Source organism: Frigidibacter sp. SD6-1 (assembly GCF_030143255.1).
Lineage (GTDB): Bacteria > Pseudomonadota > Alphaproteobacteria > Rhodobacterales > Rhodobacteraceae > TMP-24.
This window is the reverse complement of the sequence record NZ_JARJNR010000004.1, coordinates 240,685-254,286: the sequence shown is the minus strand read 5'-3', so window position 1 is coordinate 254,286 and position 13,602 is coordinate 240,685. Positions and strand designations below refer to the sequence as shown.

Below are 13,602 nucleotides of genomic sequence, written 5' to 3'. Positions count from 1 at the left end.
CGCGGCCGCCGCCCTGTCAAAGACTATTGCACCTGTCGTAACGACAGCGCGACAGGCTTGACCGGCGGGCCCCTGACAGGGCAAGAGCGCGCCATGCTGATCCTGAAGATCTTCCGCAGACCCGAATGGGACGCCTTCCGCAAGGCAGGCGAAACCTTGGGCGCGCCCGTCGATCTGGCCGACGGCTATATCCATTTCTCGACCCCCGCCCAGGTGACCGAGACGGCCGCGAAACATTTCGCCTCCGAAAGCGATCTGGTGCTGGTTGCGGTCGATCCCGACCGTCTGGGTGCCGATCTGAAATGGGAACCATCGCGCGGTGGCGCGCTCTTTCCCCATCTTTACCGGCCACTTCGCCTCTCTGATGTCGTCTGGGACAAGTCCCTGCCCTTGGGCGCGGTTGGCCATATCTTTCCCGAAGGCGTGTTGTGAAGCTTATCGAACGCGCGGCGCTGGCCGCCCTTCACCGCTGCGATCCCGAACGTGCACACGGCCTGTCGCTGCGCGCCCTGGCCATGGGGCTGGCGCCCTTGCCCGGCCCCGTCACCTCGCCACGCCTCGCCGCGAGTGTCGCGGGCCTCGCCCTTCCGAACCCGGTGGGTCTTGCCGCTGGCTATGACAAGAATGCCGAAGCGATTGCGCCGCTCGCCCGCGCGGGCTTCGGCTTCATCGAAGTGGGCGCCGCCACTCCGCGCCCGCAGCCCGGCAACCCGAAGCCGCGCCTTTTCCGCCTCACCGAAGACCGGGCGGTGATCAACCGCTTCGGCTTCAACAACCAGGGCATGGAGGCGATCGGCGCCCGCCTCGCCCGGCGCCGGAAGACCGCCGTTCCGGTTGGCCTCAATCTCGGCGCCAACAAGGACAGCGCCGACCGCGCCGCCGACTTCGCCCGCGTGCTGGCGCACTGCGGCCCGCATGTCGATTTCGCCACGGTCAATGTCTCCTCCCCCAATACCGAAAAACTGCGCGACCTGCAGGGCAAGGCGGCGCTCGCGGCGCTCCTTGCCGGTGTGGTCGAGGTCCGGGCAGGCCTCGCGAACCGCCCGGCCCTCTTCCTCAAGATCGCGCCCGACCTCTCGCCTGCCGAACTGGAAGACCTGGCCGAAGTGGCGCTCGCAAGCGGCATCGACGGGATCATCGCCACCAACACCACGCTCGCCCGCGACGGGCTGAAGAGCCGTCACGCGGCCGAGACGGGCGGGCTTTCCGGCGCGCCGCTCTTCGATCGCTCGACCCGCGTCCTCGCCCGGCTGTCGCACCTGACCGAAGGCCGCCTGCCGCTCATTGGCGTCGGCGGCATCGGCAGCGCCGATCAGGCCTACCAGAAGATCCGTGCGGGCGCTTCCGCCGTGCAACTCTATTCGGCGATGGTCTATCGCGGCCTCTCGCTCATCCCCGAGATCGCGCGCGGGCTTGATGCGCTCCTCGCGCGCGACGGGTTTGCCACTGTCGCCGAGGCGGTCGGCACCGGACGGGGGAACTGGCTCTGACCCTGACGCTCTGGCATAACCCGCGCTGCACGAAATCGCGCGAAACGCTCGCGCTTCTCGAGGCGCAGGGCCATCGCCCGACCATCCGCCTCTATCTCGAGGACCCACCCTCGGCCGATGAAATCCACGCGGCGCTTACCCTTCTCGGCCAGCCCGCCATCGCTCTCGTCCGCACCGTCGAGGCAGAGTTCCGCGACCTCGGCCTCAGTCACGCCTCGGACGAAGCTGACCTCATCGCCGCCATGGCCGCCCACCCGCGCCTGATCGAACGGCCCCTTCTGATCGCGAACGGCAAGGCCGCCCTCGGCCGCCCCCCTGAGGCCGTTCTCGCGATCCTGTGACACTTTCTGTCCCGAAATACTCCCGCCGGAGGCCGCGCGGCAAAGCCGCGCCAGAACAGTCTTGCCGCGCCGCAAGGCGCGGCTCCGCTGGATCACGCCATGATTGGAGGATCCCGACGGTCAGGCAAGCCCCAGCCGCCGCGCCTCGATCTTCGGACAAAGGTTCTCGATCACCGTGACCCCAGCCGCCCGCGCCTTCGCCGCCGCCTCGGGGTGGGAAACGCCGAGCTGCATCCAGATGACTCTGAGGTCCGGCAGCGCGGCCAAAGCTTGATCGACGATTTCCGGCACCGCTTCCGACCGGCGGAAGATATCGACCATCTCGACCCGCGCGTCCCTGGGAATATCGCCCAGCGCCCCGGCGACCCGCTCGCCGCCATAGGTCTGGCCGGCCTGGCCCGGGTTGACCGGAATCATCCGCATGCCGCGCGCCTTCAGGAAATCCGCGACCCCGTGCGAGGGTCGCTCGGGGTTGGGCGACCAACCCACCACCGCCACCGAGCGGACAGAGGTGAGAATCGCCCTGATGATCTCGTCACTGGGGTTCGTCATGTGCCATCCTTCCCAGAAAAAGCGCCCGGGGCCAGGGGCCGGGCGATCGCCGTCAAAAAAAGCGCCCGGGCCAGGGGCCGGGCGCCAGTCGCGGAACGAGGGACAGTGAGCTGAGGCACGGCTGTTCCGGGGCCGGCCTCACTATCCTGATGTAGGATTGTAAAGCCTGCGTAAAAGGCCGCTCGCCCGATCGTGATCACGCGCGCGCCCCGACCGGCGCTCAATAGCCGTCAAGCGAGGCCCATCTGCCTTCGGCCGCCGCCACGATCTCGGGCAGGCGCGCAGCCATCGCGGCCAGCAGCGCGTCGGTATGCATGAAATAGAGCTTGCCGTCATGGATGAAGAAGGCGGTCGGCGCCGGGGCGGCGATATGCCCCTCCGACAGCCCATAGGCGCAATGGCCGCCGAACTGCGGCGCATAGGCCTCCGGGTCCATCTCGAAGGACATCAGCGCCTCGGGGCTGGCGAAATACCAGGTGACACCACGCCAGATCACCGCATTGCCCGCCTCGCCCTCGACCGGGGCGCCGTCGGTGAAATAGGCCACGACGTCATAGCCGGACATGGCGATACCGCCCGGAGCGTAGACCTCCCTGTCCTCGGAAAGCGCGGCGAACGGCATCAGAGCGGCCGCGGCAAGGGCGCCGAGCTTCATGCGCACCATCATCCGAATTGTCCCTCCACAACGATGCTGGACGGAAAAATGCCCCCGGCGCGTCTTCAAGGGAATAGGCCTCCCGCAAGCGTGATGGCGCGTGACCGCGAGGGTGACCGCCGTGACACAATCGCCGCTACCGGGGCCGGATTGACGCCGCATAAAGCGAAACCGCCGCCGCGTTTGAAACATTGAGCGATCCGAACCCGCCGCCGTAAGGAATCCTGACCAGCCGGTCGCAGGTCGTGCGCGTCCGCTCGCGCAGGCCCGGTCCCTCGGCGCCGAGGACAAGGCCAAGCGGCCTGTCGCCCACCTCGGCCAGAGCCTCGCCCAGCGTCACCTCGGCCTGACCGTCGAGGCCAAGCAGAACATAGCCCATGTCTTTCAGCTCCTCCATCGCATCGGCCAGATTGCCGATCCTGAGGTAGGGCTGACGCTCCAGCGCCCCGCTCGCGGTCTTGGCAAGCGCGCCGGTCTCGGGCGCGGAATGGCGCAAGGGCGCCACCACGGCGCGCGCACCGAACACTTCCGACGATCTGAGGATCGCCCCCACATTGTGCGGGTCCGTCACCCGGTCGAGCAGAACCAGAAGCGGCGCGCCCTTCCCGCTGACCGCGATGTCGGCGAGCTTGCCCCAGTTGAGCGGCCTCACCTCGAGCGCCGCCCCCTGATGGACATTTTCCGGCTCCAGCGGCACCTGGGCGTCAAAGCGGCGCGGCTCGACGACCTCGGGCGCGAGCCCCGACGCGCCGATCGCCTCGGCAAGCTTGTCGGCGGCGTTCTTCGTCACCACCAGACGCAGCTTCGCCCGTGCGGGGTTAAGCAGCGCATCGCGCACCGCATGCAGGCCGAAAAGCCAGACCGTCTCGGTCGCGGCCGCGCGCTTGGCGCGTTCCTTCTCGATCACCCAATCGGGCTTTTTCATGCGCGGGTCCTTCCGTTTCTGGCCGCGCACAATGAAACGGAGGCGCCCCCGGGCGCAAGGCCACACCGCAACCAAGCGCGCCCTTCGGCACAGAATTTCCGCCTTGACGCCCCCCGCCCCCCCGCGTATTCAGCCCGCCAGTGGGCGACGTGCTGCAAGGTGCGGCAGCGGACTGTAACTCCGCCGAGGCGACTCGTGCCTGGTTCGATTCCAGGGTCGCCCACCATCATCCTAGCGACTTGACCCTTTGGCTTGGTCTCCTGCTAAGCCTTTCGAAGAGGCACTCACCGCCTTGGCGAATCTCTCAGCCGACCAGCAAGGCGCGGGCGGCGTCGCGCGCCGCGTCGGTGACTTTTTCGCCCGCCAGCATGCGGGCGAGTTCCGCCACACGCTCCTCTTGGGAAAGCGACAGGACTGTCGATGTGGCCATCTGCCCCGAGACCCGCTTTTCCACCCGCCAGTGATGGGCGCCGCGCGCGGCCACCTGGGGGCTGTGCGTGACGACGAGAATCTGCGCGCCCTCGGCCAGCCGGGCGAGGCGTCGGCCGACGGCATCTGCGGTGGCGCCGCCCACGCCCCGGTCGATCTCGTCGAAGATCATCGTCAGTGCCTCGCCGCCGCGCGCGAGCGCGACCTTGAGCGCGAGGAGGAAGCGCGACAGTTCGCCCCCGGACGCAATGCGGTTCAGGGCACCAGCCGGGGCGCCAGGGTTGGTGGCGACGGTGAATTCCACCTGATCGCGCCCCTCCGGCCCCGGATCGGCGGCGGTGATGCGGGTTTCGAAATGCGCGCGTTCCATCTTCAAGGGCGCCAGTTCTGCGGCGATTGCCGTGTCGAGCGCCCCTGCCGCCTTGCCGCGCGTGGCCGACAGGCCATTGGCCGCCGCCTCATAGGCATTCTCGGTGGCCTTCACGGCAAGGCCAAGTGCCTTGAGATTGCCCGTGGCCCCGTCGAGCCGCTCAAGCTTGCCGCGCATCTCTTCCGCGAAAGCGCCCAGATCGTCGGCCAGGACGCCATGCTTGCGCGCAAGCGCCCGGATGGCGAAAAGGCGCTCCTCCACCCGCTCCATCTCTGCCGGGTCCCAGGTGAGCGCCTCGAGGCAATCGTCGACACCCTGCGTGGCCTCGCCCAGCTCGGTGACCGCCCGGCCAAGCGCCGCAAGTGCGGCGTCAAGCCTGCCTTCGGCCTTGTCCGCCGCGCCTTCCAGCCAGCGACCGGCATCGGCCAGAAGCCCCTCGGCGCCCTCGGGGCCCAAGGCCTGCGCAGCACGCGCGATATCCTCGCGGATGCGCTGCCCGGCCTGCATCATGCGGCGGCGGCTATCGAGATCAGCCTCCTCGCCCGGCTCAGGGTTCAGCCGGTCAAGCTCGGCCACCGCATGGCGCAGATAGTCTTCCTCGGCCTTCAGGGCCGCTGCCCCGGCCTCGGCCCCGGCCAGCGCCTCGCGGGCGGCCTGCATCGCCGCCCATGCGGCACGCACGGCGCCCGTGTCGGCGCCCGCGAAGAGGTCGAGCATCTGGCGATGGCCGCGGGGGTTCAGAAGGCCGCGGTCGTCATGCTGGCCATGAAGCTCGATCAGACAGTCCGAGAGGTCGCGAAGCACTTCTGCGGTCGTCCGCCGGTCGTTCACGAAGGCGGTGCGCCGCCCTTCGGCGGTGACCACCCGCCGCAGGATCAGCTCGTCCCCGGCTTCGATGCCCGCGCCGGACAGAACGGCGCGCGCGGCGTGGCCCTCGGGCAGATCGAAGACCGCCGTCACCTCGCCCTGCGCCGCCCCCTGCCGCACCAGATCGGCGCGGCCCTTCCAGCCCAGCACGAAGCCCAGACAATCGAGAAGGATCGACTTGCCCGCCCCCGTCTCGCCGGTCAGCACGTTGAGACCGGGCCGGAACTCCAGGTCCAACCGGTCGATCAAGAGCATGTCGCGGATATCGAGCGTGCGGAGCATTCCGTCCCTCAAAAGGGCCGTCAGGCCGCCCCCTCACTCGCGGCGGGCCTCACAGCCATTCGCCCTTGATCATCTGGCGATAGATCGAGGCAAGCCAGTTTTCGCCGCGCGCCTTCGGCGCAAGGCCGCGCTTGGTCAGCTGCCGGTGGCCGTCCTGATACCAGTCGGTCGACTGGAAATTGTAGCCAAGGATCGCGCCCGCCGTCATCGCCTCGTCCTCGATGCCGAGCGAGAGGTAGCATTCGATCAGCCGGTACAGCGCCTCTGGCGTGTGGGTCGTCGTCTGGTACTGTTCCACTACCACGCGGAAGCGGTTGATCGCGGCGGTGTAATGTTTCTTCTTCAGATAGTAGCGGCCGATTTCCATTTCCTTCGCCGCGAGATGGTCGAAGGCGAGGTCGAATTTCAGCATCGCCGACTTGGCATATTCGCTGTCGGGATAGTCCTCGATCACCGCGCGCAGCGCCTGCAGCGCCTGGAAGGTCAGGCCCTGATCGCGGCCGACCTCGTCGATCTGGTCGTAGTAGGAAAGCGCCAGCAGGTACTTGGCGTAAGCGGCATCCTCCTCGGCCGGATAGGTGTCGATATAGCGCTGCGCGCTGGCGCGGCTGTTCTCGTAATCGCGGTCCTTGTGGTAGGAGAAGGCCTGCATGATCAGCGCGCGCTTTGCCCATTCCGAGTAGGGATAAAGCCGCTCGACCTCGGAGAAGTAGCGCACGGCGTCCTTGCCCTTGCGCGAGGTTTCCAGCGTGAATTCGCCGCGATTGTAGATCTCTTCGGCCGAGAGCGTTTCGAGCGGGGCTTCCTGCTGGCCGCCACCGCAGGCGGCGAGCGCCGCAATCAGGGTCAGGCTTCCGACAAGATTTGCCGCTCTTCTGCCCCGCACCATGACCTGCCTACCCTATCTCTGTTCTTCCTTTATCCGGGTCCGCGCGCGTGTGCGCAAGGCCCCGTCCGCCCTTCGGCTTCGCCCCTCCTAGCACATAAAAATCGGCGGCGCAAAACGGCTTTGCGTGCCTTCGGATGCAGGTCGGGGAAGGTGTTGCGGCCTCAGGCGACGGCCGGAATATCGGCGGTGCGGACGCCCGCGCCCGGCAGGCGGCGGCGCAGATTCGCGTCGCATTCGCGGACCCGGTAGGCGTCCGGCCGGGCAAAGAGCGCGCGGAGGAGCTTGTTGGTCATCGCATGGCCCGCGCGATTGCCGGTATAGCGCCCGAGAATCGGCGCGCCCGCCAGCGCGAGATCGCCAAGCGCGTCGAGCATCTTGTGGCGCACCGCCTCGTCAGCGCGGCGGAAACCGCCGGGCGAAAGGATGCGCTCGCCTTCGACGACGACTGCATTGTCGTAGGTGCCGCCAAGTGCAAGGCCCGCGGCGCGCATCTGATCGACGTCGGCCTGACGGCAGAAGGTGCGGCAGTCGGACAGTTCGCGCACGAAGGCGCCGTTGGCCATCGACAGGCGGCGGCGCTGCTGGCCGATCGCCTCATCGGCGAAGTCGATGGCGAAATCGATCTCCAGCGCCTCGGCCGGTTCAAGCCGCGCAACCGCGTCGCCTTCCCGAACCTCGACCCGAGCGAGGACTTCAAGGCAGAGGACCGGCTCCGACAGGTCGCGCAGACCGCGCCCGAGGATGGCAGAAACGAAAGGCTGCGCCGAGCCGTCGAGGATCGGCACTTCAGGTCCGTTGATCTCGATCAGCGCGTTATGGACGCCGCAACCGGCGAGCGCCGCCATGATATGTTCGATGGTCGAGACGCTGACACCGGCGGCATTTTCCACCACTGTGCAGAGGCGCGACGGCGTCACCGAATCCCAGATCGCCGGCACCATCGGGTCTTGCCCGACCACATCGGTGCGGCGGAACCAGATGCCGTGGTTGGCCGAGGCGGGCTTCACCACCATGCGCACGGGCAGGCCGGTATGCAGGCCGACGCCCTGGAAAGAAGCCGCTGATCTGAGAGTGGTCTGCAACGAGTGCCCCTATTATGCGGTGCCGGATTGGTCGGCCCGCTTTGGCTTGGAAGGAGGTAATCATGCGGGAGGAAAGACTCAATTCACTCTTTGTAACGGATTGAAACAAAGAGCCGTCTGTCCGGCGAGGCACGGGCAGGCGCGCGCAATGCATTGACTATAAAAGAAAAAGCCGGGCAACCCCGGCTTTCCCTCTTCACAGTGGCCTTGCGTCGCTGCGCGCGCGATGCGGCAGCGCAGCAATCGCTCAGTTGGCCTGACGGCGCAGGAAGGCGGGAATCTCCACCCGGTCCTGATCGGGGCTCGCGCCCTCTTCGTCGTCATAGTCCTGCGTGGCGCGCGGCTGCGGGACGCCGGGCTGCTGCGTGCGGAACGACGGCTGGGCCCGCTCGGGCGCGGCCTGGCCGCCTGTCATCCGGTTGATCAGCGAGTTGATGCCGAAGCGCGGCTTTTCGGCGGGCGCCGCCTGCGGGGCGGCCGCCTGTGCGGGACGTGCGGCGGCCATCGGCTGGGCCGAAGGCTGGCGGCTGACCGCCGCCTGAAGCCGGGCGAGCGCCTCGGGCGAGGGCGTGCCGGGCGTGCGCGGGCGCGGCGCGACGAAGGCCGCGCTGTCGTCGTCCACATGATGCAGGTCGCGCTGCGCGGTCTGGGCCGCGGTCGGCTGTGGCCGGTAGGCGGGCGGCGGCAGATCATCCTCCACCGCCCTCGGCGCGACGAAAGCGGGGGCCTGGTCGAAGAGCGACGGTTCGTTCGCGGCGACGGGCTGTTCGGCGCGGACCGGCTCTTCACGCACCGGCGCGGCCTGTGCCGCCACCGGCTGTGCAACAGGCGCGGGCTGCGGGGCGGGCTGAGGCGCAGGTTGCGCGACAGGCTGCTGGGCCAGCGGCTCGGCCATGCGGCGGCGCGCCACCGGAACCTCGGCCGGGACCTGCGCCGCGTCGATGCCGGTCGCCACGACCGACACGCGCATCGCGCCTTCCATGCTTTCGTCCAGCGTCGAGCCGACGATGATATTGGCGTCGGGATCGACCTCTTCGCGGATGCGGTTCGCCGCTTCGTCGAGTTCGAACAGCGTCAGGTCATTGCCGCCGGTGATATTGATCAGCACGCCCTTGGCACCGCGCAGGCTGATCTCGTCCAGCAGCGGGTTGGCAATCGCCTTCTCGGCCGCCTGCACCGCCCGGTCGTCGCCCGCGGCCTCGCCCGTGCCCATCATCGCCTTGCCCATCTCGTCCATCACCGCGCGGACGTCGGCGAAGTCGAGGTTTATGAGGCCCGGACGGACCATCAGGTCGGTCACGCCCTTGACGCCCTGATAGAGAACGTCGTCGGCCATGGCAAAAGCTTCGGTGAAGGTCGTGCGTTCGTTCGCCAGACGGAACAGGTTCTGGTTCGGGATGATGATCAGCGTATCGACGACCTTCTGCAGGGCTTCGATCCCCTCTTCGGCCTGACGCATGCGCTTGGCGCCTTCGAACTGGAAGGGTTTGGTCACCACGCCGACGGTCAGCACGCCAAGTTCACGCGCCGCCTGGGCGATGATCGGGGCCGCGCCCGTGCCGGTGCCGCCGCCCATGCCGGCGGTGATGAAGCACATGTGCGCGCCCGCGAGGTGATCGACGATCTCCTCGATGGTCTCCTCGGCGGCGGCTGCGCCCACGGAGGGCCGCGCGCCCGCCCCGAGCCCCTCGGTCGCGCGCACGCCCATCTGGATGCGCGCCTGCGCATGGTTCTGCGCAAGGGCCTGCGCATCGGTGTTCGCCACCACGAATTCGACGCCCTCAAGCTCCTTCGCGATCATGTTGTTGACGGCATTGCCGCCCGCCCCGCCCACGCCGAAAACCGTGATGCGTGGCCTCAGATCCTCACGATCGCTCATCGTCAAATTCAATGCCATTGGTAACCGCCTGTAATTGTTGGGCCGATCCGGCCATGCCCCCACATTCCGAGGATTTTAGTGACAGAATCGCCGCAGGTCACGCGAAAAACGCGTGATTACCCACAAAATCTGGGGGGAATTTGACCAAAATTCGGCGGTATTTCGCCGAACCTACCGGATTTAGCGGTTACCAGTTGTCGCGGAACCATTTCACCGCGCGCCGGAGCGACCGCGCCGGATAGCGTTCGGCGGGAATCTCGAAGTCCCACCATTCATCCTGGGGATGCGCGGCAAAGAGCGACAGGCCGACGATCGAGGAGAAGGCGGGACCCGTCGCGGCCTGCGGCAGGCCCTGCACGCGCAAGGGTCGGCCGAGGCGCACATTCTGCCCCAGAATGCGCGCGGCAAGCCCGTCGAGCCCCGGCAGCTGGCTCGCGCCCCCGGTCAGCACGATCTGCTGCGAGGGCAGCTGATCAAACCCTGCCGCGTCGAGCATTGCGCGCGCCTCTTCGAGAATTTCCTCGACCCGCGGCCGGATGATGCCGATCAGCTCGGTCCGGCTGACGGTGCGGCGATCCTTGTCCCAGTCGCCGCAATCGGCGCCGATCTCGATCATCTCGCGGTCGTCCATGCCGGTGGCAAAGACGCCGCCGTGATAGGTCTTGATCCGCTCGGCCACCGACATCGGCACATGGAAGCCCTTCGAAATGTCGGCCGTGACATGATCACCGCCGAGACGCACCGCGTCGGTGAAGATCATGTGCTTCTTGATGAAGACCGAGATGCCGGTCGAGCCACCGCCCATGTCGATCGAGGCCGCCCCCAGTTCCTGCTCGTCCTCCACAAGCGCCGAGATGCCCGAGACATAGGCCGAGGACGCCAGTCCCGCGAGTTCCAGATCGCAACGCTTGATGCAATAGAGAAGGTTCTGCACGGCGGGCGTGTCGATGGTGACGAGGTGCATGTCGGCCGCCAGCCGGTTGCCGACATGGCCGCGCGGATCGTTCATGCCGCTGCGGTGGTCGATGGCGAAATTCACCGGATGGGCATGCAGCACCTCGCGGCTTTCGCCGAAATCGGGCACGTCACAGGCAGCCAGAACCCGGCCCACGTCCTGCTCGCTCACCTGCCCCGCTGGCAGCGTGATCTCGCCCGCAAGACCATAGGACCGGGGCCGCGCGCCCGCAAAGCAGGCGATCACATGGTCAACGCGCGTCTGCGCCATCTTCTGGGCGGCCTGCACGGCGGTGCGGATCGCGCGTTCGGTTTCGGGGATCGCGTCGATCTCACCGAACCGGACGCCGCGCGACCGGGTCGTCGCCGCGCCGATCACCCGGAACTGCGACTGCCCGGCCATCGAGCCGAGCCCGTCTTCCCGCGCCGCGACACCGCCGTCGAACTTGAGGACAAGGCAGGCGATCTTCGATGTGCCCACATCGAGAATGGCCACCACCCCGCGCTGGATCGCCGCGCGCCGCATGTTCCGCATCGCCCGCTGCGCCTGATAGAGCCCCGTCATTGTCCTGCCACCTTCGTCACGTTTGCCGCCATTCTTTTCATTGTCTCGACCGCCTGAGGCCCGAGCCTCACCGTCGGCCTGTCCGGATTGCGCAGATCGACCGTCACGAGGTCACGCGCGAGCATTTCTTCCGCCGTGTCGAGCGCCATCACCCGCTCCACCGCCTCGACGGCGCCGCTTTCGGGCAGTTGCACCCGCTGGCCGCGATCCAAGACCAGATCCCAGCGCCGGTCGCCGACCCGCACGAGGCCGCGCACGCGCGGCAGGACCGGCCGGGCAGCGGCAAGGATGTTCAGCGCCTCGGGCACGCGTTCCTCGGCACCGACCCCGGCGATGACCGGCAGGTCGGCCCGCGCCGCGCGGGTCTTCAGCGTCGCCACCCGGTGCCCGGTCGCGTCGAGCATTTCCAGCGAGGCTTCGGTGCGCCACAGGACCGCGGGCTTGCGCTCGCGGATATCGACGGCAAGCACGCCACCGGGCTTCAGCTTCACGCTGGCGCTTTCCACGGCGTCGATCTGTTCGATTGCGGCCCGCATCGCCTCAAGGTCCAGCCGGAACGAAGACGTGGGCAAGGGTTCGGTCACCATCGCGCGCACCGCGTTCGCGACCGGCACCGATGCTCCGTCAATCGACATGAGCTTGACCATGAATTCCGGCCGGTTCTCGATCTGCGCGCGCAGGCCCGCGAAACTGTCGCCGATCGCCGCCCGCCGGTCGGCATCGCCAAGATACAGCCCGGCCGCCAGCGCGACGGTCAGCACCGGCAGACCATAGCGCATGAAGCGCCGGAAAAGCGGCGTCAGCCACAGCCGGTCCATCCGGTAGGCCAGACGCGAGGGCGCCGGATCGCGGCGTTCGCCCGCCGCGGCCCGCCTGTCGGCCCGTCTTTCGGGGCGTATGTCAGCTGGCTGCGACGCTCGGGTTTCGACCCGTCGCGGCATGGCTGCGACCGGCCGCTTCAATATATCGCTCGCGCGCGCGATCGCGGCGGCGGCACGTTCATATCCCTCAGGCCCGGCCTCGGGCTCTTCGGTCGTGTCCGGCTGACGCCGGGCGGTCGTGAACACCGGCGCCCGCGCCGCTTCATCAAACGTCTCGTCATAAAGATCGTCGGAATAGGCCGGAGCCAAATCCTGCCGGAAGAGATCGAACTCTCCGGCATCCATCTCGGCGGGTGCCGCAGCAGGGCCCGGCACCAGCGGCTCAGGCATTTCCGGATATGCGCTCTCCGCAGCCGCCCGCATGGACGTTTCGAAGCGCCCGGGCCGCGCGGTCACCGGCGGCTCGGGCCGCAGCGCGCCGGAGCGGCGGTGCCAGACGGGGCGCTCTCCGGCGATCAGCGGGGGCATGAGGCATCCTCCACCAGCCAGGCGCAGAGCTGCGCGAAACTCATGCCGTCCGCCGCCGCCTGTTCGGGCGACAGCGAGGTTGGCGTCATGCCGGGCTGGGTGTTGATTTCCAAGAGGAAAAGGCCAGCCAGTCCTTTCGTATCGTCCCAGCGGAAATCGGTGCGCGACAGGCCGCGGCAACCGACCGCGCGATGGGCGCGCAGCGCATAGTCCTGACAGGCCTTCGCGATCTCGCCCGGCAGATCGGCCGGGCAGACATGCCGCGAGCCGCCCGGCGCATATTTCGCATGATAATCGTACCAGCCGTCGGTCACGATCTCGGTCACGCACAGCGCCCGGTCGCCCAACACCGAACAGGTCAGTTCCCGCCCGGGCACATAGGTTTCGACCATCACTTCGGCGGGCATATCCGGCGCCAGCACGGGTGGGCCGTTCGCGCTTTCCTGAACGATGTAGACCCCAACCGACGAGCCTTCGTTATTGGGTTTCACCACATAGGGCGGCGCCATCACGTGACGCGCCTGCACCTCGACTGTCGGCGCGATCAGGCTGTCGACCACCGGCAGCGCATGCGCCCGAAACAGATCCTTCGAACGCGTCTTGTCGATTGCCAGCGCCGAGGCGAGGACACCGGAATGGGTATAGGGAATACCCAGCCATTCCAGCATGCCCTGAACCCGGCCGTCCTCGCCATAGGGGCCATGAAGCGCATTGAAACAGACATCGGGCCTGATCTCGGCAAGGCGCAGAGCAAGGTCGCGGCCGGCATCGACCTCGACCACCTCATATCCCGCCTCCCGCAGGGCCTGGGCGCAACCGCGCCCCGTGCTGAGAGAAACCTCCCGCTCTGCGGAAAGGCCACCCATCAGTACCGCCACCTTGGGGGCTTGCCTGCTCGACCTGCCCGCCATCTGCCTGTTTCCGGGGCTTTGCGCCCCTGTTGCCCTGCGATTTTACCCACAGGGTTAGTCGT

The 13,602-nt window shown here is 67.8% G+C and carries 13 protein-coding genes and 1 tRNA gene; 4 read left to right on the top strand and 10 right to left on the bottom strand.

From position 1 onward, the window contains the following. Positions 1–93: 93 nt before the first annotated feature. Genes P0645_RS09605 through arsC form a run of 3 tightly spaced genes read left to right on the top strand, consistent with a single transcriptional unit; the run spans position 94 to position 1,831 of the window. Positions 94–432 carry a DUF952 domain-containing protein gene (locus P0645_RS09605; protein WP_284164351.1) on the top strand — a complete coding sequence of 113 codons (339 nt, stop codon included), beginning with the start codon at positions 94–96 and terminating at the stop codon, positions 430–432. Next, positions 429–1,490, top strand: a complete 1,062-nt coding sequence (locus tag P0645_RS09600) for a quinone-dependent dihydroorotate dehydrogenase (protein ID WP_284164350.1) — start codon at positions 429–431, stop codon at positions 1,488–1,490. Before P0645_RS09605 ends, P0645_RS09600 begins: the two co-directional genes overlap by 4 nt. Continuing rightward, positions 1,481–1,831: an arsenate reductase (glutaredoxin) gene (arsC, locus tag P0645_RS09595; RefSeq protein ID WP_349775078.1), complete on the top strand. Its 351-nt coding sequence runs from the start codon at positions 1,481–1,483 to the stop codon at positions 1,829–1,831. Before P0645_RS09600 ends, arsC begins: the two co-directional genes overlap by 10 nt. A gap of 120 nt (positions 1,832–1,951) precedes the next feature. Here arsC and P0645_RS09590 read toward each other — a convergent pair whose 3' ends face one another. The 3 genes from P0645_RS09590 to rlmB all read right to left on the bottom strand — a co-directional run bounded on the left by P0645_RS09590 (position 1,952) and on the right by rlmB (position 3,963). Beyond that, positions 1,952–2,383 (bottom strand): CoA-binding protein, encoded by a 432-nt coding sequence (locus P0645_RS09590; RefSeq protein ID WP_284164349.1) that lies wholly within the window; start codon positions 2,381–2,383, stop codon positions 1,952–1,954. Positions 2,384–2,603: 220 nt separating this feature from the next. Continuing rightward, the gene (locus P0645_RS09585; protein ID WP_284164348.1) at positions 2,604–3,050 is read right to left on the bottom strand and encodes a YHS domain-containing (seleno)protein; all 447 of its coding nucleotides are present in this window, start codon (positions 3,048–3,050) and stop codon (positions 2,604–2,606) included. A 124-nt stretch (positions 3,051–3,174) separates the two neighbouring features. Continuing rightward, entirely contained in the window at positions 3,175–3,963 is a 789-nt protein-coding gene (rlmB, locus tag P0645_RS09580) for a 23S rRNA (guanosine(2251)-2'-O)-methyltransferase RlmB (RefSeq protein WP_284164347.1), read from the bottom strand. A 142-nt stretch (positions 3,964–4,105) separates the two neighbouring features. Between rlmB and P0645_RS09575 the strand changes: the two genes are divergently transcribed. Beyond that, positions 4,106–4,189, top strand: a tRNA-Tyr gene (locus P0645_RS09575). A 78-nt stretch (positions 4,190–4,267) separates the two neighbouring features. On the opposite strand, the gene recN is transcribed toward P0645_RS09575, so the two are convergent. The 7 genes from recN to P0645_RS09540 form a co-directional block, all read right to left on the bottom strand. Then, positions 4,268–5,911: a DNA repair protein RecN gene (gene recN, locus P0645_RS09570; protein ID WP_284164346.1), complete on the bottom strand. Its 1,644-nt coding sequence runs from the start codon at positions 5,909–5,911 to the stop codon at positions 4,268–4,270. A 49-nt stretch (positions 5,912–5,960) separates the two neighbouring features. Next, positions 5,961–6,800 carry an outer membrane protein assembly factor BamD gene (locus tag P0645_RS09565; protein ID WP_284164345.1) on the bottom strand — a complete coding sequence of 280 codons (840 nt, stop codon included), beginning with the start codon at positions 6,798–6,800 and terminating at the stop codon, positions 5,961–5,963. 161 nt (positions 6,801–6,961) lie between these two features. Beyond that, complete coding sequence (gene lpxC, locus P0645_RS09560) at positions 6,962–7,882, bottom strand: UDP-3-O-acyl-N-acetylglucosamine deacetylase (protein ID WP_284164344.1); 921 nt, start codon at positions 7,880–7,882, stop codon at positions 6,962–6,964. Between the two features lie 247 nt (positions 7,883–8,129). Then, positions 8,130–9,779 carry a cell division protein FtsZ gene (gene ftsZ, locus P0645_RS09555; RefSeq protein WP_284164343.1) on the bottom strand — a complete coding sequence of 550 codons (1,650 nt, stop codon included), beginning with the start codon at positions 9,777–9,779 and terminating at the stop codon, positions 8,130–8,132. 169 nt (positions 9,780–9,948) lie between these two features. Beyond that, positions 9,949–11,280, bottom strand: coding sequence for a cell division protein FtsA (gene ftsA / locus P0645_RS09550; RefSeq protein WP_284164342.1), 1,332 nt, complete (start codon positions 11,278–11,280; stop codon positions 9,949–9,951). Next, on the bottom strand, positions 11,277–12,629 hold the full coding sequence (locus P0645_RS09545; protein WP_284164341.1) for a cell division protein FtsQ/DivIB: 1,353 nt from the start codon (positions 12,627–12,629) through the stop codon (positions 11,277–11,279). The genes ftsA and P0645_RS09545 overlap by 4 nt, the downstream gene beginning before the upstream one ends. Continuing rightward, positions 12,617–13,540 (bottom strand): D-alanine--D-alanine ligase, encoded by a 924-nt coding sequence (locus tag P0645_RS09540; protein WP_284164340.1) that lies wholly within the window; start codon positions 13,538–13,540, stop codon positions 12,617–12,619. Before P0645_RS09540 ends, P0645_RS09545 begins: the two co-directional genes overlap by 13 nt. Positions 13,541–13,602: the final 62 nt, after the last annotated feature.

Coding starts and splice junctions, on each gene's coding strand:
- P0645_RS09605 (WP_284164351.1), top strand. CDS start 94: ATGCTGATCCTGAAGATCTTCCGCAGACCCGAATGGGACGCCTTCCGC.
- P0645_RS09590 (WP_284164349.1), bottom strand. CDS start 2,383: ATGACGAACCCCAGTGACGAGATCATCAGGGCGATTCTCACCTCTGTC.
- P0645_RS09585 (WP_284164348.1), bottom strand. CDS start 3,050: ATGATGGTGCGCATGAAGCTCGGCGCCCTTGCCGCGGCCGCTCTGATG.
- rlmB (WP_284164347.1), bottom strand. CDS start 3,963: ATGAAAAAGCCCGATTGGGTGATCGAGAAGGAACGCGCCAAGCGCGCG.
- recN (WP_284164346.1), bottom strand. CDS start 5,911: ATGCTCCGCACGCTCGATATCCGCGACATGCTCTTGATCGACCGGTTG.
- P0645_RS09565 (WP_284164345.1), bottom strand. CDS start 6,800: ATGGTGCGGGGCAGAAGAGCGGCAAATCTTGTCGGAAGCCTGACCCTG.
- ftsZ (WP_284164343.1), bottom strand. CDS start 9,779: ATGGCATTGAATTTGACGATGAGCGATCGTGAGGATCTGAGGCCACGC.
- ftsA (WP_284164342.1), bottom strand. CDS start 11,280: ATGACGGGGCTCTATCAGGCGCAGCGGGCGATGCGGAACATGCGGCGC.
- P0645_RS09545 (WP_284164341.1), bottom strand. CDS start 12,629: ATGCCCCCGCTGATCGCCGGAGAGCGCCCCGTCTGGCACCGCCGCTCC.
- P0645_RS09540 (WP_284164340.1), bottom strand. CDS start 13,540: ATGGCGGGCAGGTCGAGCAGGCAAGCCCCCAAGGTGGCGGTACTGATG.